Here is a 22,556-nt window from a genome sequence, read left to right on the forward strand (position 1 = left end):
CTCACACCTCCTTGCGCATACCGCGCAGCTGCACGACGTAGGCGACGATCATCGTGACGACCCCCATGACGATGGCGATCGTCGCGGCGTAGTTGTGCTGCTGGCCGGAGAAGGACAGCGAGTAGGTGTAGAGGTTCGGGGTGAAGTAGGTGGTGATGGCGTTGGGCGCCAGGTTCTTCAGGATGCTCGGCTCGTTGAACAGCTGGAAGCTGCCGATCACCGAGAAGATCGTGGCGATGACGAGCGCGCCGCGGATCGCCGGCAGCTTGATCGCGGCGATGATCCGCCACTGGCCGGCGCCGTCGATCGAGGCCGCCTCGTAGAGGGATGCCGGGACCACGCGCAGCGCCGCGTAGAAAATGAGCATGTTGTAGCCGACGAACTCCCAGGTCACGATGTTGCCGATACTGGCCAGCACCCAGCCGGGGGCGAGCGGGTCGGGCAGCGAGGTGTGCAGGTGCTCGTTGACGCTCGCCACCAGGCCAAAGCGCTTGCCGTACATGAAGCCCCACATCAAGGTGGCGACGACCGCGGGCACCGCGTAGGGCAGGAAGATCGAGATCCGGAAGAAGCCGCGCCCGTAGAGCCGGCCGCTGTCCAGCGCCAGGGCCACCAGCAGGGCGATGCCGAGCATGACCGGCACCTGGACGACCAGGAAGAGCCCGACGCGGGACAGGCCGGACCAGAACGCGTGGTCGTGCAGGGCCTGCGTGTAGTTGCCGAGGCCGACGAAGTGGTTGCCGCCGATCAACTGGTCCCGGAACAGGCTCAGATGGATCGAGTAGGCGATCGGGGCGAGGAACACCAGGGCGAAGACCAGCAGGAACGGGGCGACGAACGCCCAGCCCACCTGCCGCCGCCCGCCGGCCCGCCCGCCGCGGCTGCGCCCCCGGCCGGCGGCGGGGCGACCGGCCGCCGAGGGGGGCGTGAGGACCGCCATGACTCATCCCTTCGTTCACGGTTGCAGCCTCGCCGCGGACGCATGGCGAGGAGGGATGGTTACGCAATCATCACGGCTGTACGCCGCCTCTGTTTACGTAAACATCGACCGCCCGTGATGCTGGCACCGCCGTCCGGTGCCGTCAAGGTCTGCGTCAGGGCCGGGTCGGGTCCTCGCCCAGCCGCCAGCCGTGGGCGCGGGTGCGTTCGGCCCAGAAGGCCGCGTAACGGCCGCCCGCGGCCAGCAGTTCGGTGTGCCGGCCGGCTTCGACGACCCGGCCGTCGTCGAGGACGGCGATGTGGTCGGCGGCGGCGATGGTGTCGAGGCGGTGGGCGATCACCAGCACGGTGCGGTCGGCGGCGAGCTCGGCCAGGGCGGCGTGCACGGCGGCCTCGTTCTCCGGGTCGAGCGCGGCGGTGGCCTCGTCGAGCAGCACGACGGGGGCGTCCTTGCACAGGGCGCGGGCGATGGCCACGCGCTGCCGCTCGCCGCCCGACAGCAGCCGCCCGCCCTCGCCGACCCGGGTGTCCCAGCCGTCCGGGAGGCGGTCCACGATGCCGTCCACCCGGGCCCGGCGCGCGGCGTCGCGGACCTGGTCGTCGGTGGCGTCGGGATTGCCGAAGCGGATGTTCTCCTCGATCGTGGCGTCGAGCAGATGGACGTCCTGGAAGACGATCGCGACCCGGTCGAGCAGGTCGCGGCCCGGCAGGTCGCGGACGTCGGTGCCGTCGAGCAGGACGGCTCCCGAAGTGACGTCGTGGAAGCGGGCGATGAGCTTGGTGACGGTGGTCTTGCCGGCGCCCGAGGGCCCGACGAGCGCGGTCGTACGGCCTGCCGGGACGGTGAGGTCCACGCCGCGCAGGACCGGTGGCCGGCCCGGGTAGCCGAAGTGGACGCCGACGAGCTCGACGCCCCGGCCGCCGGTCGCGGCGCCCGCGGGCGGGCCGGCGGCGGGCGGGGCGGTGGCGGGTTCGGGCAGCGGCGGGACGTCCAGCAGGGCGCCGACCCGCCCCGCCGACGCCTGGCAGGCGCGCAGCGCGGTGCCCGCCGTGATCAGCGACTCCAGCGGGCGCAGCAGGCTGATGCCGAGCACGGCGAGCGGGATCATCCGGGTGGAGCCGAGGTGGTGGCCGCTCGTCAGGGCGAGGCCGGTGAGCAGGACGGCGGTGAAGGCGAGCTGCACGCCGAGCTGGCCGAGGTAGCGGCCGGGCAGGGACCCGGCGACCTCGCGCCGGGCCGCCCGGTGCTGGTCGGCCAGCGCGGTGTCCAGGGCCCGGCGGCCGACCGCGGACTGCCCGGCCGCCCGCAGCGTCGGCTGCGCGGCGGCGAACTCGACCAGCCGGCTGCCGGCTTCCGCGGCGGCGGAGTGGTGCGCGGCCTCGGTGCGCTCGGTGATCCGCCGGCCGAGGGTGAGCGCGACCAGCACGACCGGCGCCGCGATCAGCGCGGCCAGGCCCAGGCGCCAGTCGTAGCAGAGCAGGAACACCGCGACGGTGGCCGGGGTGAGCACCGCGGAGAACAGCGGCGGCACGAGGAAGACGGTGTTGGCCGTACGGGCGACGTCACCGGTGATCAGCTGCGGGACCCGCTCGGCCGACGGGCTGTCGAACCAGCCCAGCGGCAGCCGCAGCAACTGGTCGCCGATCCGGGCGTAGAGGTCGCGCCGCCACGCCGAGGACAGCCGCAGCGCCCGCAGCCCCAGCGCGTAATGGACGAGCCACCCGACGGCCGCGGTGAGCGCGAGCGGCAGCAGCCACCACCCGGCCGCACCCACCCGGTCCCGCAGCAGGTTGCTGAGCACGGGCACGAACAGGCCGTACGCGGCGCCTTCGCTGACCGCGTAGACCGCGACGGCGAGCAGGTACCGGCCCCACGCGCGCCGCTCGCCCTCCGGCACAAGGGCCCGCAGCGCGCCGCCGGCGCCGGATGCGGTCCCGGCCCCGGGCTTGGCTGCGCCGCGGGCCGCGCCGGCTCCGGGCCTCGCCCCGGCGTCGGCCTCGGCTGCGGCTTCCGGCGCGGGAGCCTGCGGTGGCGGCGTCTTCTTCATGCGCGGTCCCCCTGCTGTGCGCGCCACAGGGCGGCGTAGCGCCCGCCGAGGGCGAGGAGTTCTTCGTGGCGGCCCTGCTCGGCCAGCCGTCCCTCGTCCAGGACGAGGATCCGGTCGGCCGCGGTGATCGTGTAGAGCCGGTGGGCGATGACCAGGAGCGTGCGGCCTGCGGCGAGTTCGGCCAGCGCGTGCTGGACCGCGGCCTCGGAGTCCGGGTCGGCGAAGGCGGTGGCCTCGTCCAGCACCACGATCGGCGTCCTGGCCAGCAGGATGCGGGCGATGGCGATGCGCTGGGCCTCGCCGCCGGACAGGTGGGCGTCCTCGCCGACGACCGAGGCGTAGCCGCGCGGCAGCGCGAGGACGCGGTCGTGGATCGCGGCGGCCCGGGCGGCGGCCTCGACCGCCGCGTCGTCGGCGTCGGGGACGGCCAGCGCGATGTTGTCCCGGACGGTGCGGCGCAGCAGGACGACGTCCTGGAGCAGGAAGCTCACATGGCGGTACAGCTCGTCGCGGTCGAGGTCGCGCAGGTCGGCGCCGCCGATACGGATCGCGCCGCCGGTGACGTCGGCGAAGCGGGCCACCAGCGTGGCCAGCGTCGACTTGCCGGCGCCGGACGGCCCCACCACCGCGGTCACGGTGCCCGGTTCGAGCCGGGCGGTGATGCCCTTGAGCACGTCGCCGCCGCCGTCGGGCCGGTCCTCGCCCGCGTGGCGCGCCGGGTAGCGGAACCGTACGTCGTCGAACTCCACGGTCAGCGGTGTGCCCGGCTCCCGGGCGGCACCGGGGGCGACCTCGGGCTGGCGCGGCTCGCGCAGCAGCCCGCCGATCCGGTGCGCCGCGGCGCGGGCCCGGTCGCGCTGGTCGCGGGCGGTGTAGATCGGGGTGAGCTGCTCGAACAGCCCGACGCCGAGCAGCGCGAAGGCCACCAGGTCCACCGCGTCGGCCGGGCCGGCCCAGCCCGCGGCGGCGAGCCCGGTGCCGGCGGCGGCCAGCACGGCCAGCGTCGTCGCGGGGGCCACGGTGGCGCGGGCGAGGCTGCGCGGGCGTACGAAGATCAGCGCGGCCTGCTCGTCGGCGTCGGCGTGCTCGGCGGCGGCTGCGGTGAAGCGCGAGGCGCCCCGCCGGCCGGCGAACGCCTTGACCACCGCGATGCCCCGCACCGTCTCCAGGACGGCCGCGGTCAGTTCGAGGTGTGCCGCCCCGATCCGCCCCACCGGCTGCGCCGCGAGGCGCTTGAGCCGCATCCGGATCGCCTGCGCGGCGAGCACCAGCGCGAGCGTCACCAGCGCCAGCCGCCAGTCCAGCCACGCCAGGTAGCCGAGCACGACGACCGGCGCGGTGACCGCGGCGGCCAGGTCGCCGCGGGAGTGGGCGACGGCGTGGTGCAGCGTCGCCACGTCGTCCTGCACGGTCGTGCGCACCCGGGCCGACACCCCGCCGGCGAACCACGCCAGCGGCAGCGCGGCCAGCTGGTCCACCAGCCGGCTGCGCAGCCGGAACGCCAGGTCGGCGTCGGCGACATGGCTGAGCAGCCCGGCGGCGGCGTACAGCACGAACCTGGCCAGCAGCAGCCCGACCGCGAGCCACGCCAGCGGCCACACCGTGCGGTCCTGGTCGCCCAGCAGCCGCCGGCCGATCTCGACCAGCACCAGCGTCGGCGTCACCGCGAGGACCGTCGCGGCGGCCTCCAGCGCGGCGGCGACCGTGACCCGGCCGCGTACCGGCCGTTGCAGCGCGGCCAGGTCGGCCGCGGCGGTACCGGCCGCGGCCGGGGAAGCGGACTGGCTCATGTGTGCGGCCCGCCGGCTCAGGCCCTGCCGGCGGCGGCGACCAGCTGCGGGACCATGGTCGCCAGCCCGTACGGGATGCTCAGCACGGACGGGAAGGCCAGCGACACCGCGGCCCCCATGTCCAGGGCGATGTACGAGCCGCGCTGGACGGCGGGGAGCTGCTTGAAGACCGGCAGCGCCTCGAACTTCGCCCGGGTGGCCGCGTCCTGGTACGACAGGATCACCACGTCGGCGTCCAGCAGCGCCAGTTGCTCGGCGGAGATCTGGGCCCGGCGCGGCGTCGAGGAGTCGGGCAGCGAGGTCACCTTGGGGGACAGGACCATCCCGAGCTGGGCGAAGAACTGCGCGCTCGCGTCGGCGGTGTCGTTGATCGTGTAGATCGAGTTGAGGTTGCTGACCGGGCCGAAGGTGAAGGTCTTGCCGGCGAGCGAGGGGTTGTCCGCCTTGGCCTTCGCGATCGCGGCCTGCGTCTGCGTCACCAGCTGCTGGGCCTCGGCCTTCTTGCCGACCGCCTCGCCGACCCGGGTGGTCATGGTCTGCCAGGTGTCGGCGCCCACGCCGGTCTCGTAGCTGAGGGTGGGGGCGATCCGGGCGAGCTTGGGGTAGTCCTGGGCCAGGCCGTAGTCGTCGCCGGCCAGGATCAGGTCGGGGCGCAGCGCGGCGATCTGCTCGAAGGGCAGCCCGTCGGTGGTGTCGAACAGCTCGGGCTTCGTGGTGGGCTTCTGCCAGGGCGCCAGCCCCGAGGGAAAGGTCGCGTTGCGCGAGCCGCCCACCAGCGGCAGCCCGAGGGCCAGCGCGAGGTCGGTGTCCCGCAGATAGCCGGCCGCCACCACGCGCCGGGGCGCGGACTTGACGGTGAGCGAGCCCTCCTTGCCCGGCACCGTCACCGGGAACGATCCCTGGGCGGCGTCCGCCCCCGCCGTCCCGCCGGCCGAACCCGCCCCGGACGCGGGCGCCTTGGCGTCCTTCCCGTCGCTGCCGCTCCCGCAGCCGGCCAGCACGGCGGCGGTCGCGCCGAGTCCCGCGAGCAATATGCCGCGCCGCGGCAGCGCCTGCCCTGCGCCGGCCGGCCAAGACCCCAGTCCCCTCACGGTTGCACCCCTTCGTCCACGTTCGGCGGTCCGCCGACCAGGCTTGATGGTTAGGGAAGGCTATCCTAAGTAAGATCGACCGGCCAGGGGGGTGGGGGACCGGGGCCGGGCCACCCCGCCTTTACGGCACCGGTTAGGCAAACCTAACCTGTCCGGGTGGCTGCTCCCGTTCTCACCCGTGGTCCGCGCAGGACCCCCGCCCGCCCGGCAACGGGCCCCGTACCGGTCGGGTCGTCCCGGCAGCTGCTGTGGGGCGCGCTGCGCACCCGCCGCCGCGACCTGCTGGCCGCGTCGGTGCTCTACAGCACCCACCAACTGGGCGAGTCGATGGTGCCGGTGGTCATCGGCCTGACCATCAGCCACGCGGTGGACCACGGCAGCCGGGCCTCGATCGGGCTGTGGCTGGGCGTGCTCGCCGCCGACTTCGTGCTGCTGTCGATGTCGTACCGCTTCGGCGCCCGGGCCAGCATGCGCGCCAAGCAGCACACCGGCCACCAGGTGCGCATGTGGCTCACCGACCGGGTCGTCGGGCCCGCCGGCGGGGTGAGCCATCCGCCGGGCGACCTGCTCTCGCGCGCCTCCAGCGACGCCGACCGGGTGGGCGCCTACGCCGGCATGTTCGCGATCGCCGTCGCCGCCGCGGTGGTGCTGACCGCCGCCACCGCCGTGCTGCTGTCGTTCTCGCTGCTGCTCGGCGCGGTCATCGTGGCCGGCACCGCCGTCCTGCTGGTGGCGCAGAACTCCGCCTCCCGGCTGCTGCGCAGGCGCAGCGGTACCGAGCAGCACCAGCGCGCCCGGGCCACCACGCTGGCCGAGGACCTGGTGCGCGGGCTGCGGGTGCTCAAGGGCATCGGCGCCCAGCGCAACGCCGCCGACGCCTATTGCCGGGCCAGCCGCACCGCGGGCGCCGCGTCGCTGCACGCGACGTCCTCGCAGGCCACGCTGGCGTCCGTCGGCGCGCTGCTGACGGGCCTGTACCTCACGGCCATCACCGGCCTGGGCGGCTGGCTCGCGCTGGACGGCCGCCTGGACCTCGGCCGGCTCGTCGCGGCCCTCGGCCTCGCGCAGTTCGTGATCGGCCCGATGCGCGTGCTGTCCGGCGCCTCCGCCGCCTACGCCCGCGCGCTGGCCTCCGCCGAGCGGGTACGCGAAGTCCTCGCCTCCGAAAGCGCGGTGCAGGATGCGGTGCAGGTGCAGGTGCAGGTGCAGGTGCAGGACGCGGCGCAGCAGCAGCACACGGCCGTCGGCCGCGGCGGGAAGGGCGCGGGCGAGATCGCGTTCGCCGGCGTCGCCCTCGGCGGCGCCGCGGACCGGGCGGCCCTCCGGCTGGAGGCGGTCGTCCCGGCCGGCACGATGACCGGCGTCGTGTGCGGCGACCCGGTGGCCGCCGCCCGCATCCCGCACCTGCTGGCCCGCGAGCACGACCCGTCCTCGGGCACCGTCCTCCTCGACCATGTGCCGATCCGCGACCTGCCCCTGGACGACCTCAGGGCGCGCGTCCTGGTCAGCCCGCACGAGGCCGTGCTGCTGCCGGGCACCGTCGCCGACAACCTGGCCGCCCTCGCCGCCGAGCCCGCCGCGGTGGAACGCGCCGCCGCGGCGGCCTTCGCCGACCAGGTCGTCGAGGCCGTCCCGGCGGGGGAGCGCACACCGGTGGGCGACCGGGGCGAGGCCCTGTCCGGCGGGCAGCGGCAACGCGTCGCGCTCGCCCGGGTCCTGGCCGCCGCCCCGCCCGTCCTGGTGCTGCACGACCCGACGACCGCCGTCGACGCCGTGACCGAGGCCGGCATCGCCGCCCGGGTCGGGCGGCTGCGCCAGGGCCTGACCACGCTGGTGGTCACCACCAGCCCCGCCTGGCTCGCGCGCTGCGACCAGGTCGTCCTCCTCACGCCCGGCGGCTGCCGGGTCGCCCCCCACACCGCGCTGCTCGGCGAGGACGCCTACCGGGAGCTGGTGGCCCGATGAGCGCACCGCACGCGCAGCCGGCCCTCCTCCCGGTCGCGACGGGACGTCAGGTCCGCGACTATCTGCGCACTCTCCTACGGGGCCGCCGGCTGCTGCTGGCCGGCACGGTCGCCGCCATGGCGGCGCAGAGCGCGCTCGCGCTCGCCGGGCCGGTCGCGATCGGCCGGGCCACCCAGGCGGTCGTGGACCACCGGTCCTCCGCAGCCCTGGCCGGCCCGGTCGCGCTGCTGGCGGCTGCGGCCCTGGCCGCCGCTGCCACCGGATGGGCGGCCACCGTACTGCTCGCCCGCCTGGTGCTCCCGGCGATCGCCCGGCTGCGCGAGGACGCGGTCACCACGGTGGTCGAGCTCCCCGTCGACGCCGTGGAGGCCGGCGGCACCGGCGACCTGGTCTCCCGCGTCTCCGGCGACGTCGAACTCGTCTCGGACGCCGCCTCCGGCGCGCTCGGCAGCTTCGTCGGCTCGGCCCTGGCCATCGTCTCGGCGCTCGCCGGACTGGCCGCGCTCGACTGGCGCTTCGCCGTGGCGGCGCTGCCGGCCGTCCCGATCCAGGCCGGCACCCTGCGCTGGTACCTGCGCACGTCCCGGCCGATCTACGCCGCCGGCCGGATCGCCGACGGGCGGCGCGCCTCCGCGCTGCTGACCGGCTTCACCGCGCTGCCGACGCTGCGCGCCCTGCGCCTGGGCGCGTCCCAGCAGCAGCGGATCGGCGCGGCCTCCGCCGACTCGATGGAGTACGAGTTCCGCGCGACCCGCGCCGCCACCCGCTTCTTCGGCCGGCTCAACCTCGCCGAGTTCACCGGCCTCGGGGCGATCCTCCTGGTCGCCTTCCTGCTCGTCCGCTCGGGACAGGCGGACGTCGGCGCCGCGACCACCGCCGCGCTGTTCTTCGCCGGCCTGTTCGACCCGATCAACGCCCTGCTCGGCGTGTTCGACAGCATGCAGCAGGCCGGCGCGGGCCTCAGGCGCCTGGTCGGCATCACCACCGTCCGCCCCGCCGCCGCGCCGCCCGACCCCGACCCCGGCCCCGACCCCGGCCGCCGGCCGCCCACCGAGCCGAGCCTGGCCGCCGACGACGTGCGGTTCGGATACGGCCCCGGGCCCGATGTGCTGCACGGCGTGAGCCTGCGCGTCGAGCCCGGGCAGCGGCTGGCGGTGGTCGGCACCACGGGCTCGGGCAAGTCCACCCTGGCCTCGCTGCTCGCCGGCCTGCGCGAACCCGGCGCGGGCTCGGTGACGTTCGGCGGCGCCGCGCTGACCGCACTCGACCTGCCGCAGAGGCACATCGCGCTGGTCACGCAGGAGACCCACGTCTTCGCCGGCTCCGTCGCCGACAACCTGCGCCTGGGCCGCCCCGGCGCCGGCGACGCCGAGATCCGCGCCGCGCTCGCCGCCGTCGGCGCCACCGCGTGGGTCGACGCCCTGCCGGACGGCGCCGGCACCGCGATCGGCGGCGGCGGGCATCCGCTGACGGCCGGTCAGGCCCAGCAACTCGCCCTGGCCCGGGTGCGGTTGCTGGACCCGTCGGTCGTGATCCTCGACGAGGCCACCGCCGAGGCCGGCAGCGATGCCGCCAGGGCCCTCGACCACGCCGCCGCGGCGCTCGTCGAGGGCCGCTCCGCGGTCGTCGTGGCCCACCGCTTCACCCAGGTCGTCGACGCGGACGCGATCGTCGTCCTGGAGCAGGGCCGGGTCACCGCGCACGGCACCCACGACCAACTCCGGTCCGCGGGCGGCGCGTACGCGTCGCTGTGGCGGGCCTGGTCGCAGGGCCGTCCCGCGGACGAGGACTGACGGGCGGGGGCGCCGCCACCTGCGTTGACATCTTAGGTTAGGCTGACCTAACTTGATCGCGGGCGGACCGCCCCGACGTGCGGGAGGGTGAATGGTGAGCGTGGCCGAAAGACCTCCGCGACCGGCCGAGGCGGCCACCGGGAGCCGCCCGGCGAGCCGGCGGACCGTCACCCTGCGGGCGGCCGGACTGCTGGTGGCGCTGGCCCTGCTCGCGCTCATGGCGCTGCTGAGCGTCGCCGTCGGCTCCAAGGCGATCCCGCTCGGCACGGTCGTCCACGAGCTCTTCCACTACGACGGCTCCGACGACGGCGTGGTGATCCGCAGCCTGCGCATCCCGCGCACCCTGCTCGGCCTCGCCGTCGGCGCCGCACTGGGCCTGGCCGGCGCGCTCATGCAGGCGCTCACCCGCAACCCGCTCGCCGACCCGGGCCTGCTCGGCGTGGACGCCGGGGCCGCGGCGGCGGTCGTCACCGCGGTCGGCGTCCTGCATCTGGCGAACCCTTCCGCGTACGTCTGGTTCGCCCTGCTCGGCGCCGGCATCGCCTCGGTGCTGGTGTACGTGCTCGGCAGCCGTGGCCGCTCGGCGGCGACCCCGATCCGGCTGGTGCTGGCGGGGGCGGCCATCAGCGCGGTGCTCACCGCGTACGTCTCCGGGCTGATCCTGATGGACCAGAAGACCTTCGACAGCTACCGGTTCTGGTCGGTCGGCGCGCTCGCGGGCCAGCCGCTGTCGGTCCTGCGGCAGACCGGCCCGTTCCTGCTCGTGGGCGCGGTGATCGCGCTGGGCCTGGCCCGCCCGCTCAACGCGCTCGCCCTCGGCGACGACGCCGGCCGGGCGCTCGGCGCGCGGCTCGGCCGCACCCGCACCCTCGGGGTGCTCGCCGTCACGCTGCTGTGCGGGGCGTCCACCGCGGCCACCGGCCCGATCGGGTTCGTCGGGCTCACCGTGCCGCACATCGCCCGCGCCATCACCGGCCCCGACCAGCGCTGGGTGCTGCCCTACTCCATGGTGCTCGCCCCCACGCTCCTGCTCGGCGCGGACGTCGTCGGCCGGGTCATCGCCCGCCCCGGCGAGGTCGAGGTCGCCATTGTCACCGCCTTCATCGGCGCCCCCATCTTCATCCTGCTCGCCCGCCGCCGCCGGCTGGTGCAGCTGTGAGCGCGCTGCTGGCCGACGGCACCCGCACCGGCCGGCCGCGCCGCCGGGTCGTCGCCCACCTCGGCGGAGGGTACGCGGTCCGGCTCGACGTGCGGACGTGGCTGGTCGGCGCGGTGCTGCTCGCCGCGCTCGCGGTCGTCAGCGTCGTCACGCTGTCCACCGGCGACTACCATGTGCCGCCCGCCGACGTGGTCCGCACCCTCCTCGGCGGCGGCGACCCCGGTGACTCCTTCGTCGTCCGCACCCTGCGGCTGCCCCGGCTGCTGACCGGCCTGCTGGTCGGCGCGGCGCTCGGCGTCGGCGGCGGCATCTTCCAGAGCGTCTCCCGCAACCCGCTCGGCTCGCCCGACATCATCGGCTTCGACACCGGCGCCGCCTCCGGCGCGCTGGTGGTGATCCTGGCGCTGCACGGCTCGATGGCCGAGATCGCCGCCGGATCGGTCATCGGCGGCGTCGGCACCGCGGTCCTGGTCTACCTGCTGGCCATGCGCAAGGGCGTGCAGGGCTACCGCCTCATCCTGGTCGGGATCGGCATCGCCGCGCTGCTGGCGTCGGTCAACTCCTACCTGCTCACCCGTGCCTCCGTCACCGACGCCCAGTCCGCCGCGGTGTGGCTCACCGGCAGCCTCAACGGCCGCGGCTGGAGCCAGGTGCGGGCGGTCGCGCTCGCCGTCGCCGTCCTGCTGCCGCTCGCGGTGCCGCTCGGCCGGCTGCTGCGTATGCTCGAACTCGGCGACGACACCGCGCGGGCCCTGGGCCTGGCGCCCGAGCGCATCCGGCTGAGCGCCATCGTCGTCGGCGTCGGCCTGACCGCCACCGCCACCGCGTGCGCCGGGCCCATCGTCTTCATCGCCCTGGCCGCACCGCAGATCGCCCGCCGGCTGACCAAGGTCCCCGGCCCCAACGTCGTCCCCGCCGCCCTCACCGGGGCGCTGCTGCTGGTGGCCGCGGACCTGGCCGCGCAACGGGTGTTCGACCCCAAGCAACTGCCCGTCGGCATCGCCACGGGCGTCCTGGGCGGCCTCTACCTGGCCTGGCTGCTCGGCCGGGAATGGCGCAGGGGGCGCGGATGACCACCGGCGACGACAGACGACGGCTGCCGGGGACGCAGCCACGACAGCGGACGGGACGGACGGAGCGGACGATGGGCCGGAAGACACCCACACAGCGGCAGCCCGGCGACAACCGGCTGCACGCCGCGGAGCTGACGCTGGCCTACGAGCAGCGCACGATCATCACCGACCTCGACGTCAGCATCCCCGACCACGAGTTCACCGTGATCGTCGGCGCCAACGGCTGCGGCAAGTCCACGCTGCTGCGCGGCCTGGCCCGGATGCTCACCCCGCACCGCGGCGCGGTCTACCTCGACGGGCAGGCGATCGGATCGCTGCCGTCCAAGCAGGTGGCCCGCCAGCTCGGCCTGCTGCCGCAGGGCCCGATCGCCCCGGACGGCATCACCGTCGCCGACCTCGTCGGCCGCGGTCGCTACCCGCACCAGGGCCTGCTGCGGCAGTGGAGCCAGGCCGACGAGGCCGCGATCGACCAGGCGATGGCCGCCACCGGCGTCCAGGAGTACGCCGACCGCTACCTCGACGAGCTGTCCGGCGGGCAGCGGCAGCGCGTCTGGGTCGCCATGGTGCTCGCCCAGCAGACCCCGATCGTGCTGCTCGACGAGCCCACCACCTACCTCGACATCGCCCACCAGATCGAGCTGCTCGACCTGTGCGCCGCGCTGCGCACCGAGCACGACCGCACGCTCGTCGTGGTCCTGCACGACCTCAACCACGCCTGCCGGTACGCCACCCACCTGATCGTCATGCGCGAGGGCCGGATCCTCGCGCAGGGCCGGCCGGGCGAGATCGTCACCGCCGAGCTGATCGAGGCGGCCTTCGGCCTGGCCTGCCGCATCATCACCGACCCCGAGAGCGGCACCCCGCTGGTCATCCCGCGGGTCAACAAGACGCCCGCCCGCGGCGGCGCCGAGCCGCACGCAGGCGCGGAAGCCCTCACGCCCAGCGAGCGCTGACGCCGTCCCTGCCGTGCCGGCGCACCGCGCACCGGCTCCCCGGCGCACCGGCTCCGCGGCTCTTCCGCTCTTCCGCTCCACAGAACGAAAGCGACCCCCTCGTGCCGACATCCCTGCACCCCCGCGCGGCCGACACCCCCGCCGGCCGCACCCCCGAACCCCGCGCCGCCGCCGGCCGCATGACCCGCCGCGGGCTCCTGGCCGGCGGCATCGGTGCCGCGGCCCTGCTGGGCCTGGCCGCCTGCGGCTCGTCCGACGACTCCGCCGGCTCCCACAGCCCCGGCTCCGGCTCCGCGCCGCGGGCGAGCTCCGCCACCAGCCGCCGGGTCTCGACCCTGCACGGCGAGGTCACCGTGCCGGCCGCCCCGAAACGTATCGTCCCCTTCGACTTCCCCGAGGTCTGCGCGCTGCTCGACCTCGGCATCATCCCGGTCGGACGCACCACGTACGTACCGGACTTCGCCGCCTACAGCACCGCCCTGAAGGGCGTGCCCGCCATCGACGAGGCGTCGAGCGGGAACCTGGCGATCGAGAAGATCGCCGCCCTCAGGCCCGACCTGATCATCGGCGACGACTGGGCCGACCCGGGCAAGCAGCGGGCACCGTACGCCACGCTCCAGAAGATCGCGCCTACCGCCGTCTTCGCCTGGGAGCAGGCCGCGGGCAACTGGCCGGCGCTGGCCGCCCAGACCGCGGCGGCGGTCGGCAGGACGGCCGAGCTGAAGGCGCTGCAGGCCACGTACGCCGACAAGGCCGCCACGACCAAGAGCCGGTACGCCGCGCTGCTCGCCGCCACCCGCTGGGACGTCATCGACTGCGGCAAGGACTCCTGGGACCTCTACAGCGCCAACTCCTCGCACGGCAAGGTCCTGGCCGGCGCCGGGCTGCGGCTGGGCGCGGGCGCGAGCCAGAGCGACGGGTACAAGCAGTACTCCCTGGAACGGCTCGGCATGCTCTCCGCCGCCGGCGCGATCATCACCACCCCGGCCAGCCTGCCGTTCCTGCGCGCGCAGCCGCTCTTCACCGCCCTGCCCGCGGTCAAGGCCGGCCGCGTCTACACCACCAGCCTGTTCTTCCCGGCCAGCTACGGCATAGCGACCGCCCTGCTGGACGAATTCGCCACCATGTGCGGCACGCTCCAGAAGGGCGCCTGACGATGACGACCACGCTCCTGCCGCCGCCGGCCGGCCCCGCCACCGACGAGGAATTCCGCCGTATCGCCGCCGAGCTGACCCGCCGCGGCCTGCTGGCCGGCGGCGCCGCGGCGGCCCTGCTGGGCCTGTCCGGCTGCGGCCCGGGCGAGTCGCGCTCCACCGCGTCCTCGCCCGCCGCCCCGGCCACCCGCCGGGTGCACACCGCGGACGGCGAGGTGACCGTGCCCGCCGACCCGCGACGGGTCGTCAGCATCGACTACTTCACCGCCGTCTTCCTGCTGGAACTGGGCCTGACCCCGGTCGGCGGGATCGACTACTCGTGGGTCGACGACACGACGATGTACCCGCCCTACGTCGCACCGCTGAAGAAGCTGGCGGACATCGGGCAGATCACCTCCACCGACTACGAGAAGGTCACCGTCCTGCGGCCCGACCTGATCCTCGGCCCCAAGCAAGGCAGCCGCTACGACAACTCCAAGGGCGCGATGAAGACCCTCAGGACGGTCGCCCCGGTGGCGTCGGTGGACTTCGGCAACACCGGCGACTGGCGCGGCCCGCTCGCCCAGGCCGCCGCGATCGTCGGCCGCACCGCCCGGCTGCAGCCGCTGACCGCCGCGTACCGGGCCGCCGTCACAGCGGCCCGCAGCCGCTACGCCGACCTGCTCGCGACCACCAGGATCGCGGTGCTCGACTACGCCCAGGACGGGCAGTACACCGTCGACCTGGCGAACTCCGGCAACGGCGTCCTGCTCGCCGACCTCGGCGTCCGCTTCTCGGCGGTCGCCTCCCGCACGGGCGACCAGGGCGTCAGCCTCTCCTTCGAGCGCGTCCACGAGCTGGCCGACTGCGACCTGATCCTTTACCGCGCCGACGCCCACGGAAAACCCGGCCCGGGCCTCGCGGAGATGTTCGCCCTCGCCTCCTGGAAGGACCTGCCGGCGGTCGAGGCCGGCCACGCCTACCCGATCGGCTGGTGCGACCTGTGCACCTACCGCTGGGCCGAGGCCGCCCTCACCGACCTCACCGGCGTCTTCGACCGCTACCGCGGCCACGCCTGACGCCCCGGCACGATCCGCCGACCGCGGCCGTACCGGCCGGGCCGGCCGCCGGTGCAACCTTCCCGGCGGCGGCGGGGTGAGTAGGGCGGAACCGGGCCCACGGCGGGCCCGGGCGGCGCCGGCCGGCGCCGTACGCGTACACCACCGGGAAGTGGGGCAGTGCGATGAGCGGTATCGGCAGGCCGGGCGACGGGCACGACGGTGCGGGGGCCGGGGCGCTCGCGGAACCCGCGGCGGGCAGGCGGGTGCGCAGGCGGCCCGGGGCGGCGCGCCGGCTCGCGGTGCCCGCGGCGGCCTGCGTGCTCGCCGCCGGCGCACTCGCGGGCGCCGGGCAGGCGACGGCCGCCCCGGCCGTGAGGGCGACCGCCGCCGCGGTCACCTGGCAGCAGACGCCGGTGGACATGCCCTGGGGCAATCTGCTGGCCGTCGGCGGCGACGGCACCCCCGGCAACACCTGGGCCACCGGCTTCTCCCTCACCGACGACGGGCAGGCCACCCTCGCGGCCTCCGCCGCGCGGTGGAACGGCACCTCATGGATGTCCACCTCCGTGCCCGTGGCTGCGGCCGGCGGCTACCGCGTCTACGGCAGCCGGCTGGACAGCCGGGTCGGCGTCGTCGCCCCCGACGACATCTGGGCCGGCGGCGACATCATGACCGACGGGCCCGGCAGCGGGACGCAGCCGCTCATCGAGCACTGGGACGGCACCGCCTGGCACCAGACCCCGGCCGACGCCCTTCCGGCGGGCAGCGAGTTCTACGGCATGGCCGCGCTCGCCGCCGACGACGTCTGGGCCGGCGGCCTGATCGCCGACGCCCCCGGGCTGGCCCACTGGGACGGCCGGACCTGGACCCCGGTCACCCCGGCCGCGCTCGCCGGGCTCCCGGAGTACAGCTACGTCACCTCCCTCAGCGCCGCCGGGCCCGACGACATCTGGGCGGTGGGCGCGGCCGGCCTGGCGGTGCACTACGACGGGCACTCCTGGAAGAAGGTGCCGCTGCCCGCGGTCGGCGACGACGAGATCTGGCTCGAAGGCGTACGCACCGACCCCGTCCTCGGCACCTGGGCGGCGGGCTACCGGGTGGGCGCCGACCACATCCGCCACCCGCTGGCGCTGCACGCCGTCGGCGGCGCGTGGCGGCAGGTGCCGCTGCCCGCGGCGGACGCCACGCAGCTGGAGGACGTGGCCTTCACCTCGGCCGGGGCCGTCGCGTTCGGGTACGTCGACAGCGCCGCGGAGATCGGCGCGTACGGCGTGACGCTGCCGGTGGCCGGGCGCGGCCGTGAGGTCCCGGTGCCGACCGGGGTCGGCAGCCTCAACGGCGCGCTGGCCGGGCCCGGTGGCCGCAGCGTGTTCGTGGTCGGCGCCGGGACGTTCGGCGCTTCCGCCTTCCCGCCGTTCGCCGCGCGGACCACATCCCGCTTCTGAGCCGCGGCAGGGGAGCCCGGCCGGCGGTCGCGGGCCGGGCTCCCCGGGGCTGCCCCTGAGCTGCCCTCAGCCCGACGCCGGGACGGTGACCGTGGCCAGGACGCGGCCCTGCCGGTCGTACGCCGTCACCGTCGCCTCGGGCAGGCTGCCGGGGAACAGGAGCGGCACGGCCAGGTAGCCGGCGGTGTAGCCGGGGGTCCCGGGCAGCACGGCCATCCGCAGCGGGTAGCGGTGGCCGCGGGTCGCCAGGGTCATCCGGGCCGGGCTGGCGGGGCCGACGTAGAGCGGCACGTACACGGTGCCGTCCGGCGCGGGCCGCGCCTCGGGCCTGATCCACGCGGTGCCGCCGTCGTCGCTCGGGGCGGCCTCGCACTGCCAGGCGCCGCCGGCGGCGGAGAAGCAGACCTTGGTCGGGGCCAGCCGCATCCGCAGGCCCGCCCCGACGTCCACGGACCGGTCCGCCGGCACCACCTCGGCCGCCGGCCCGTCGGGGAGGGCCGTGCCGTGCCCGGTCGGGTCCGGCACACCGCCCGCCGCCCGGTCCCGTAGCTGCGGGGCCGTCAGGACGGCCGCGACCGCGACCGCGGCCAGCACCGGCAGGACGGCCGCGAGCCGGCGGGCGCGGCGCCGCCGGCCGGCCCGGGCCCGTACCGCCGCCGCGGGCCAGGGCGACGGGGTGAGCGCGCCGCCCGCGGCCAGCAGGCCCTGCCGGACGGCGCTCTCGGCGTCGGACGGCTCGTCGGAGGGCTCGTCGTACGCTGCCTGCCTCACGCCCCCGCCCCCTTCCGCGCCCGCCGGTCGTCCGCCGCCGTCCCGCCGGGCCCGGGCGCGGGCGCGGACGCGCCGGCCAGCTCCGCCAGCGCCGGGTGGTCGCGCAGCTTGCGCAGCCCCCTGCTGGCCTGGCTCTTCACATTGCCCGGCGAGCATCCCAGGATGTCGGCGACCTGCTGCTCGCTCAGGTCCTCCCAGTACCGCAGGACCACCACGGCCCGCTGCCGCGGCGGCAGCGCGGCCAGCGCCGCCATCAGCAGCGCGCGGTCCTCGACGGGGGAGTGCGGATCGGCCCGGGCCCGCTCCGGCAGCAGCGGGGTCAGCAGATGCACGACCCGGCGCTTGCGGAACCGGCTGAGGTTGTTGTTGACCAGGGCGCGCTGCACATACGCCTCGGGCACGTCGAGGCGCCGGATGCGCGGCCACCCGAGGTAGACCTTGGCGAGCGTCGACTGCACCAGGTCCTCCGCCTCGTGGTGGTCCCCCGTCAGCAGATAGGCGGTACGCACGAGATGGGGCCAGCGCGCGCCCGCGAAGGCGTCAAAGTCCCAGCCCTCCTGCTCCCGCGCCTCGGCGCCGGACGGCGCCGCCGCCGCAGCGCCGCCACCGGAGATCCTCCAGGCCCCCATCGCGCCCCTCCCCACCCGCCGCCTCCCCGCACCCGCCCCGGGGCCGGCCCACCCGCCGCCCCACCCCGCACGCGGGCCCCGTCCCTCCCACTCCCCGCGGCCGGAAAAGGTTGCACGCCGGCCGGCGGCCGGACGGCGTGGCGTGCGGGGGCGGTCGTCCCGGGGCCGGTCATGATGGGGGCATGCCGCAGATGACCGAAGCCGAGTGGCGGGAATTCCTCGCCTACGGGACGCGTACCGCCAAGCTCGCCACGACCCGCGCGGACGGCAGTCCGCATCTGGCGCCCGTCTGGTTCCTGCTGGACGGCGACGACCTGGTCTTCAACACCGGCCGGGAGACCGTGAAGGGGCGGACGCTGCTGCGCGACCCGCGGGTCGCGATCTGCGTCGACGACGAGCGCCCGCCGTTCTCCTTCGTCCTCGTCCAGGGCCGGGCGTCGCTCTCCGAGGACCCGGCCGACCTGCGCAGCTGGGCGGGCAGGATCGCCGCCCGCTACATGGGCGAGGACCGGGCCGAGGAGTTCGCCGCCCGCAACGGCGTCCCGGGCGAACTGCTCGTCCGGGTGCGCATCGAGAAGGTCGTCGCCCTGAGCAGCCTCGCCGGCTGACCGCCCGGTGCCGCGGGGCGGTCAGCCGGCCACGGTCGGCACCCCCGCCCGCGCCCCGTTCAGCCGCCGGCCCCCAGCAGGCACATCTCGCGGTGCCGGTGCAGCTCGTCCAGGTCCGCGCCGGGCAGCTCCAGCGCCCGGTCGAAGTCGGCGAGCGCCAGTTCCGTGACGCCCTGGGCGGCGTACGCGATGCCGCGGTTGAGCAGCAGGTCCGGGTCCTCGCCGACCAGGCCGAGCGCCGCGGTGAGGTCGGCCACCGCAGCCGCGGGGCGCTCCTGCCGGTAGTGGGTGACCGCCCGGTTGATGAGCGCCGCCGGATAGCGCGGGTCCAGCGCGAGCGCCGCGTCCAGGTGGGTCAGCGCCGCGGAGAGCGAGCCGCGCTGCAGCTGGATCGTGCCCTGCATGCACAGCAGCCGCGGCTCGTCCTTGCGCAGCTCCAGCCCAGCCGTCACCCCGCGCTCGGCCTCGTCCAATTCCCCCAGCTCCACCAGCAGTTCCGCGCGGGCCAGCAGCGTGTCCAGGTCGTCGGGCTCCATCTCCAGGACGTAGCCGAAGTCCGCGAGCGCCCCCTCGACGTCGTCGGCGTCCGCTCTGGCCGTACCGCGGTTGTAGAACAACTCGGGGAAGGGCGGGGCGAGTTCGACCGCGCGGTCGTAGTCGGCGAGCGCCGCGTCGAGGTCGCCGCGGTCGCGGGAGATCCGGGCCCGCTCGGAGAGGTAGTCGGTGTAGTACGGGTCGAGGTCGACCAGCGTGGAGTAGTCGGCGAACGCCTCGTCCGTGCGGCCCATCGCCGCCAGCAGCCGGGCCCGGTTGTAGAGCAGTTGCGAGCGGTGCAACTGCCATTCGCTCGCGTCCAGTTCGGAGTCCAGCCAGGCGATGCCGTCCTCGATCAGCCGCAGCGAGCGGTCGAAGTTGCCGCGGTGCATCTCGACCAGGGCAAGGCCGTTGCGGTGGAAGACGCTGAAGGTGCGGCGCTCCTCGGCGTCGGGCAGCACACCGGCGATGGCGACGGCGTTGTTCTGCCAGCGCAGGGCGAGGTCGTGGTCGCGCGGCCGGAAGAACCGGGTGTGCAGCATGGCGACGGCGTAGCTCGTCATCATGTGGACCTTCGGCTCGGTGTAGCGCTGGAGCAGGTCCTCGTAGAGCGCCAGCGACTCGTCGAGCAGGCCGATCGGGATGCACGCGGAGGCGGCCTGCTGGGTGAACTCCCAGTAGTCCCGCCAGTCCTCGACCGGGTCGGTGAGCGCCCGCCCGCGCCGGCCCAGGTCCACCACGGCCGCCGAGAAGCCGGTGTTGACGCAGAAGACCAGCGCCTCCAGCAGCGTCGCGCGGCCGGCGCCGCCCGGGTCGCCGCCGCGCTCGCGGTGGTAGGCGACGGCCCCGACCACCGTCCGCGGCCCGGCCCCGGGCTCCAGCTCCGCGGCCCGCTCGTCGTGCAGCCGCCGCACCAGCTCGGGGCGGTCGCGCAACGCCGCCTGGTAGGCGGCCACTTCGGCCGGGTCGTCGGCGGTGCCGTCCGCGCGGACGTACGCGGCGACCAGGGCGTCTGCCGTACGGTCCGGGTGGGCGCCCTCCGCGCCGTCCACGCCCTCCGTGCCGTCCGCGGCCTCGCCGCCCTCGCCGGCCTGCACCGTCCGCGCGTGCGCGGCCAGCACCGCGGCCAGCTCGTCGTCCCGCTCCTCGGCCGCCCCGGCGACCGTGACCCGCAGCAGCGCCGGATCGGCCCGGCGCACCAGCAGCGCCAGGAACTCCCGGGTGGTGGCCTCGGCCTCGTGCACCTCGTCGAAGACCAGCTCCGGCATCGGCTCGCCGGCCTCCCGCGCCCGGCGGGCGTACTCCAGCAGGAAGGTGACGACCCCCTGGCTCATGCAGCGGATCATCCCGGAGCCGAAGAAGCGGGTGCGCTGCTTGAACGGCGACTGCGAGGCGAGCGTGGCCGGCGCCGCGCCGATCAGTTCCTCCAACTCCGGCATGCCGTAGAGCAGTTCCACCCGGTGCCGCTCCACCAGCTCCGGGTACGCCTGCCGCGCCCGCGGCAGCACCGCGGACAGCACGGTGTCCACGCCCGTGTACGGGCCGCGCAGCCGCTGGTGGCAGCGGGCCACCAGCGCCGCCCCGCCCTCACCGGCGCCGCAGGCGGCGATCCGCCCCGCCCACCCCGCCCCGACGATCCTGCGATGTGCCGCCATGGACTTCGTCCCCTCTCACTTTCCCGGACCGGCCTGGCCGGCCGCGGCGTTGCGCTTCCTCCTGGCGAGCACGACCAGAGCGGTGACCTGCGCCGCGTTGAAGCCCAGCGAGACCACCGAGTCCCAGAAGTGCGCGTCCACATGCCCGGAGCCGATCGCCTCGCCCGCGATGACGAAGTAGCGAATGCCGACCGGAATGCTCGCGTAAACCGTCACCGCGATGAACGTGCATACACCAAGCACCAGGAAAGGCCCGTAGTAAGCGCCGACTTTCCGGTCCCGCTCGGTCCACTGCGACTCGTCCACGATCCGGTGCGGCAAGCGCAGTATTCGCCATACGCGGTTCTTCATCAGCGCCTTGCTCGCGTCGTGCAGGTCGTACGTCTTCATCGCGGTCGCCACGACGAAGAACAGATCGGTACGCAGGTACAGCTGGAACTGCCAGACCATCCGCAGCGCCACGGTGAAGGCGAGCGCGAGGCACACCTTCGAGGCCGTCGACAGCGCGCCGCCGTCCGTCCGGGCGGCCTGCGCGGCCAGGTCGAGCAGCGCCAGCACCACCGCGTCGCAGGCCATGCCGGCCAGGAACGGCAGATAGCGCTTGCGGCGCGGCACGCTCATCAGCCCGTTGATCTGCGTCTCGGCCACGATGTACGTCAGCCGGTTGCTCAGCCGCAGCCGCGTCGGCAGCCCGAGCCGGCGGCCGGCGAGCACATGGAAGCCCTCGTGCGCGAGGATCAGCGGCACCTGGCCGAAGGTGATCACCACCTGGACGATCAGCAGCGACTTCACGAAGAAGATCTGCGACGCCTTCGGCGCCAGGTCGCCGTGCCGCACCACCACCGCCGCGGCCGTGCCGACCACCGCCGCGTAGAGCAGCCAGGCCACCGGCGAGAACACCAGGCGGCCCAGCCGCCGATAGCGCACCGGGGCCGCCGGCGCGGCCTCCACCGGGGCCTCGGCCGGGTCCGGCCCGCCGGCCGCCGGCTCGCGCAGGAAGCCCAGCTCCTGGAGGGTGCCGACGAAGTCCTCGACGTCCACCGGCTCGTCGAAGGTGGCCTCGTACCACTCGGCGGCCTCCTCCAGCGGCAGCCCCGCGGCCAGCCGTTTGAGCAGCTCGGCGCCGTCCGCCGGGAAGACCGCGTACGAACCGGTGTCCATCCGGCCGACGAGGACGTCCTCGCCCTCGGGCACGAAGCTCAGCTCATGGACGGAGAGCGTCGATACGCCCACAGCGCCACCTTCCTGGAGTACCCGCCACCCACCTCGGACCGCCGGGGCCCGCAGTGGGGCCCCGGCGGCGTCACGCGGTCACCGCGCAGGCGGTCAGGCGGCGACGGAGTACGGACACTGGCACGCCGCCGAGGTGAGGCGGACGTCCCCGGTCTTGCGCACCGTGATCTTCTTCGCGACTCGCTTCATGCCCACCGTGGACTTCATCACGATCCTCCATTCAACAAAAAAGGGGCCGACCCGGCAGGGCGACGTACGCGTTCTGAATCTCTGACCGATCCAGACTTTCCGATTCGCCCGCGGGAAGGACCCGACGGCACCGACCGATCGGCCGATGCACGAAAAGGTCCGCCAGGAAGTCGCCTTGTGTCAAGTGGAATGCGGAGCCGCCGGATACGCCGAAGTGAGCAGACGGCGTAATAACGCATGGCCAAGCGCGCCGGCCGGCACCGCATCCGGAATCGTGGCGTGAATGGTGGGCTTGATGCCCTTCCGGTGTTTCGGGCCGGCCCGGGCGGCGGCGACCACTTCCGTCACGCCGTTCCCGGCCGACTCTTACGGCCCACCCGTCGGCCCGGGTGGCGGCGCCGGCGTATCCGCGCTGCGCCACCTGCGGTATGCGGACGGTTCACCTCCGGGACGGGTAGGGCTACTCCCGGGTGTCCACGGGGTCCCG

Annotated in this window: 18 protein-coding genes; 9 read left to right on the top strand and 9 right to left on the bottom strand. The window is 75.2% G+C overall.

The annotated features are described in order from the left end of the window. Position 1 precedes the first annotated feature (1 nt). The 4 genes from HCN08_RS25595 to HCN08_RS25610 form a co-directional block, all read right to left on the bottom strand. Positions 2–940: a carbohydrate ABC transporter permease gene (locus HCN08_RS25595; RefSeq protein WP_167985604.1), complete on the bottom strand. Its 939-nt coding sequence runs from the start codon at positions 938–940 to the stop codon at positions 2–4. 154 nt (positions 941–1,094) lie between these two features. Then, positions 1,095–2,987: an ABC transporter ATP-binding protein gene (locus HCN08_RS25600; RefSeq protein WP_167985605.1), complete on the bottom strand. Its 1,893-nt coding sequence runs from the start codon at positions 2,985–2,987 to the stop codon at positions 1,095–1,097. After that, positions 2,984–4,777, bottom strand: a complete 1,794-nt coding sequence (locus HCN08_RS25605) for an ABC transporter ATP-binding protein (protein ID WP_167985606.1) — start codon at positions 4,775–4,777, stop codon at positions 2,984–2,986. The genes HCN08_RS25600 and HCN08_RS25605 overlap by 4 nt, the downstream gene beginning before the upstream one ends. A gap of 17 nt (positions 4,778–4,794) precedes the next feature. After that, positions 4,795–5,868, bottom strand: a complete 1,074-nt coding sequence (locus HCN08_RS25610; RefSeq protein WP_167985607.1) for an iron-siderophore ABC transporter substrate-binding protein — start codon at positions 5,866–5,868, stop codon at positions 4,795–4,797. A 156-nt stretch (positions 5,869–6,024) separates the two neighbouring features. Between HCN08_RS25610 and HCN08_RS25615 the strand changes: the two genes are divergently transcribed. The 8 genes from HCN08_RS25615 to HCN08_RS25650 all read left to right on the top strand — a co-directional run bounded on the left by HCN08_RS25615 (position 6,025) and on the right by HCN08_RS25650 (position 16,450). Next, entirely contained in the window at positions 6,025–7,833 is a 1,809-nt protein-coding gene (locus HCN08_RS25615) for an ABC transporter transmembrane domain-containing protein (RefSeq protein WP_167985608.1), read from the top strand. After that, on the top strand, positions 7,830–9,626 hold the full coding sequence (locus HCN08_RS25620; protein WP_167985609.1) for an ABC transporter ATP-binding protein: 1,797 nt from the start codon (positions 7,830–7,832) through the stop codon (positions 9,624–9,626). The genes HCN08_RS25615 and HCN08_RS25620 overlap by 4 nt, the downstream gene beginning before the upstream one ends. A 91-nt stretch (positions 9,627–9,717) precedes the next feature. Continuing rightward, complete coding sequence (locus HCN08_RS25625; protein ID WP_167985610.1) at positions 9,718–10,785, top strand: FecCD family ABC transporter permease; 1,068 nt, start codon at positions 9,718–9,720, stop codon at positions 10,783–10,785. Further along, positions 10,782–11,858 carry a FecCD family ABC transporter permease gene (locus tag HCN08_RS25630; RefSeq protein WP_167985611.1) on the top strand — a complete coding sequence of 359 codons (1,077 nt, stop codon included), beginning with the start codon at positions 10,782–10,784 and terminating at the stop codon, positions 11,856–11,858. Before HCN08_RS25625 ends, HCN08_RS25630 begins: the two co-directional genes overlap by 4 nt. A gap of 71 nt (positions 11,859–11,929) precedes the next feature. After that, positions 11,930–12,811: an ABC transporter ATP-binding protein gene (locus HCN08_RS25635; protein WP_167985612.1), complete on the top strand. Its 882-nt coding sequence runs from the start codon at positions 11,930–11,932 to the stop codon at positions 12,809–12,811. 101 nt (positions 12,812–12,912) lie between these two features. Further along, entirely contained in the window at positions 12,913–13,965 is a 1,053-nt protein-coding gene (locus tag HCN08_RS25640) for an ABC transporter substrate-binding protein (protein WP_167985613.1), read from the top strand. Positions 13,966–13,967: 2 nt separating this feature from the next. Continuing rightward, entirely contained in the window at positions 13,968–15,023 is a 1,056-nt protein-coding gene (locus HCN08_RS25645; RefSeq protein WP_167985614.1) for an ABC transporter substrate-binding protein, read from the top strand. 164 nt (positions 15,024–15,187) lie between these two features. After that, positions 15,188–16,450 carry a hypothetical protein gene (locus HCN08_RS25650; RefSeq protein WP_167985615.1) on the top strand — a complete coding sequence of 421 codons (1,263 nt, stop codon included), beginning with the start codon at positions 15,188–15,190 and terminating at the stop codon, positions 16,448–16,450. 66 nt (positions 16,451–16,516) lie between these two features. Here HCN08_RS25650 and HCN08_RS25655 read toward each other — a convergent pair whose 3' ends face one another. Beyond that, positions 16,517–17,221, bottom strand: a complete 705-nt coding sequence (locus HCN08_RS25655) for a hypothetical protein (RefSeq protein ID WP_167985616.1) — start codon at positions 17,219–17,221, stop codon at positions 16,517–16,519. Continuing rightward, positions 17,218–17,850, bottom strand: coding sequence for a SigE family RNA polymerase sigma factor (locus HCN08_RS25660; protein WP_167985617.1), 633 nt, complete (start codon positions 17,848–17,850; stop codon positions 17,218–17,220). Before HCN08_RS25660 ends, HCN08_RS25655 begins: the two co-directional genes overlap by 4 nt. A 182-nt stretch (positions 17,851–18,032) precedes the next feature. Here HCN08_RS25660 and HCN08_RS25665 point away from each other — a divergent pair, with 182 nt between their 5' ends. Beyond that, on the top strand, positions 18,033–18,458 hold the full coding sequence (locus tag HCN08_RS25665) for a PPOX class F420-dependent oxidoreductase (RefSeq protein WP_167985618.1): 426 nt from the start codon (positions 18,033–18,035) through the stop codon (positions 18,456–18,458). Positions 18,459–18,517: 59 nt separating this feature from the next. Here the strand turns inward: HCN08_RS25665 and HCN08_RS25670 are convergent, their stop codons facing one another. The 3 genes from HCN08_RS25670 to HCN08_RS25680 all read right to left on the bottom strand — a co-directional run bounded on the left by HCN08_RS25670 (position 18,518) and on the right by HCN08_RS25680 (position 22,417). Then, complete coding sequence (locus tag HCN08_RS25670) at positions 18,518–20,647, bottom strand: tetratricopeptide repeat protein (protein ID WP_167985619.1); 2,130 nt, start codon at positions 20,645–20,647, stop codon at positions 18,518–18,520. A 15-nt stretch (positions 20,648–20,662) separates the two neighbouring features. Next, complete coding sequence (locus HCN08_RS25675) at positions 20,663–21,880, bottom strand: PqqD family protein (RefSeq protein WP_167985620.1); 1,218 nt, start codon at positions 21,878–21,880, stop codon at positions 20,663–20,665. Positions 21,881–22,249: 369 nt separating this feature from the next. Continuing rightward, complete coding sequence (locus HCN08_RS25680) at positions 22,250–22,417, bottom strand: hypothetical protein (protein ID WP_167985621.1); 168 nt, start codon at positions 22,415–22,417, stop codon at positions 22,250–22,252. Between the last annotated feature and the right edge of the window lie 139 nt (positions 22,418–22,556).

It is taken from the genome of Actinacidiphila epipremni (genome assembly GCF_012034175.1).
Taxonomy (GTDB): Bacteria; Actinomycetota; Actinomycetes; order Streptomycetales; family Streptomycetaceae; genus Actinacidiphila; species Actinacidiphila epipremni.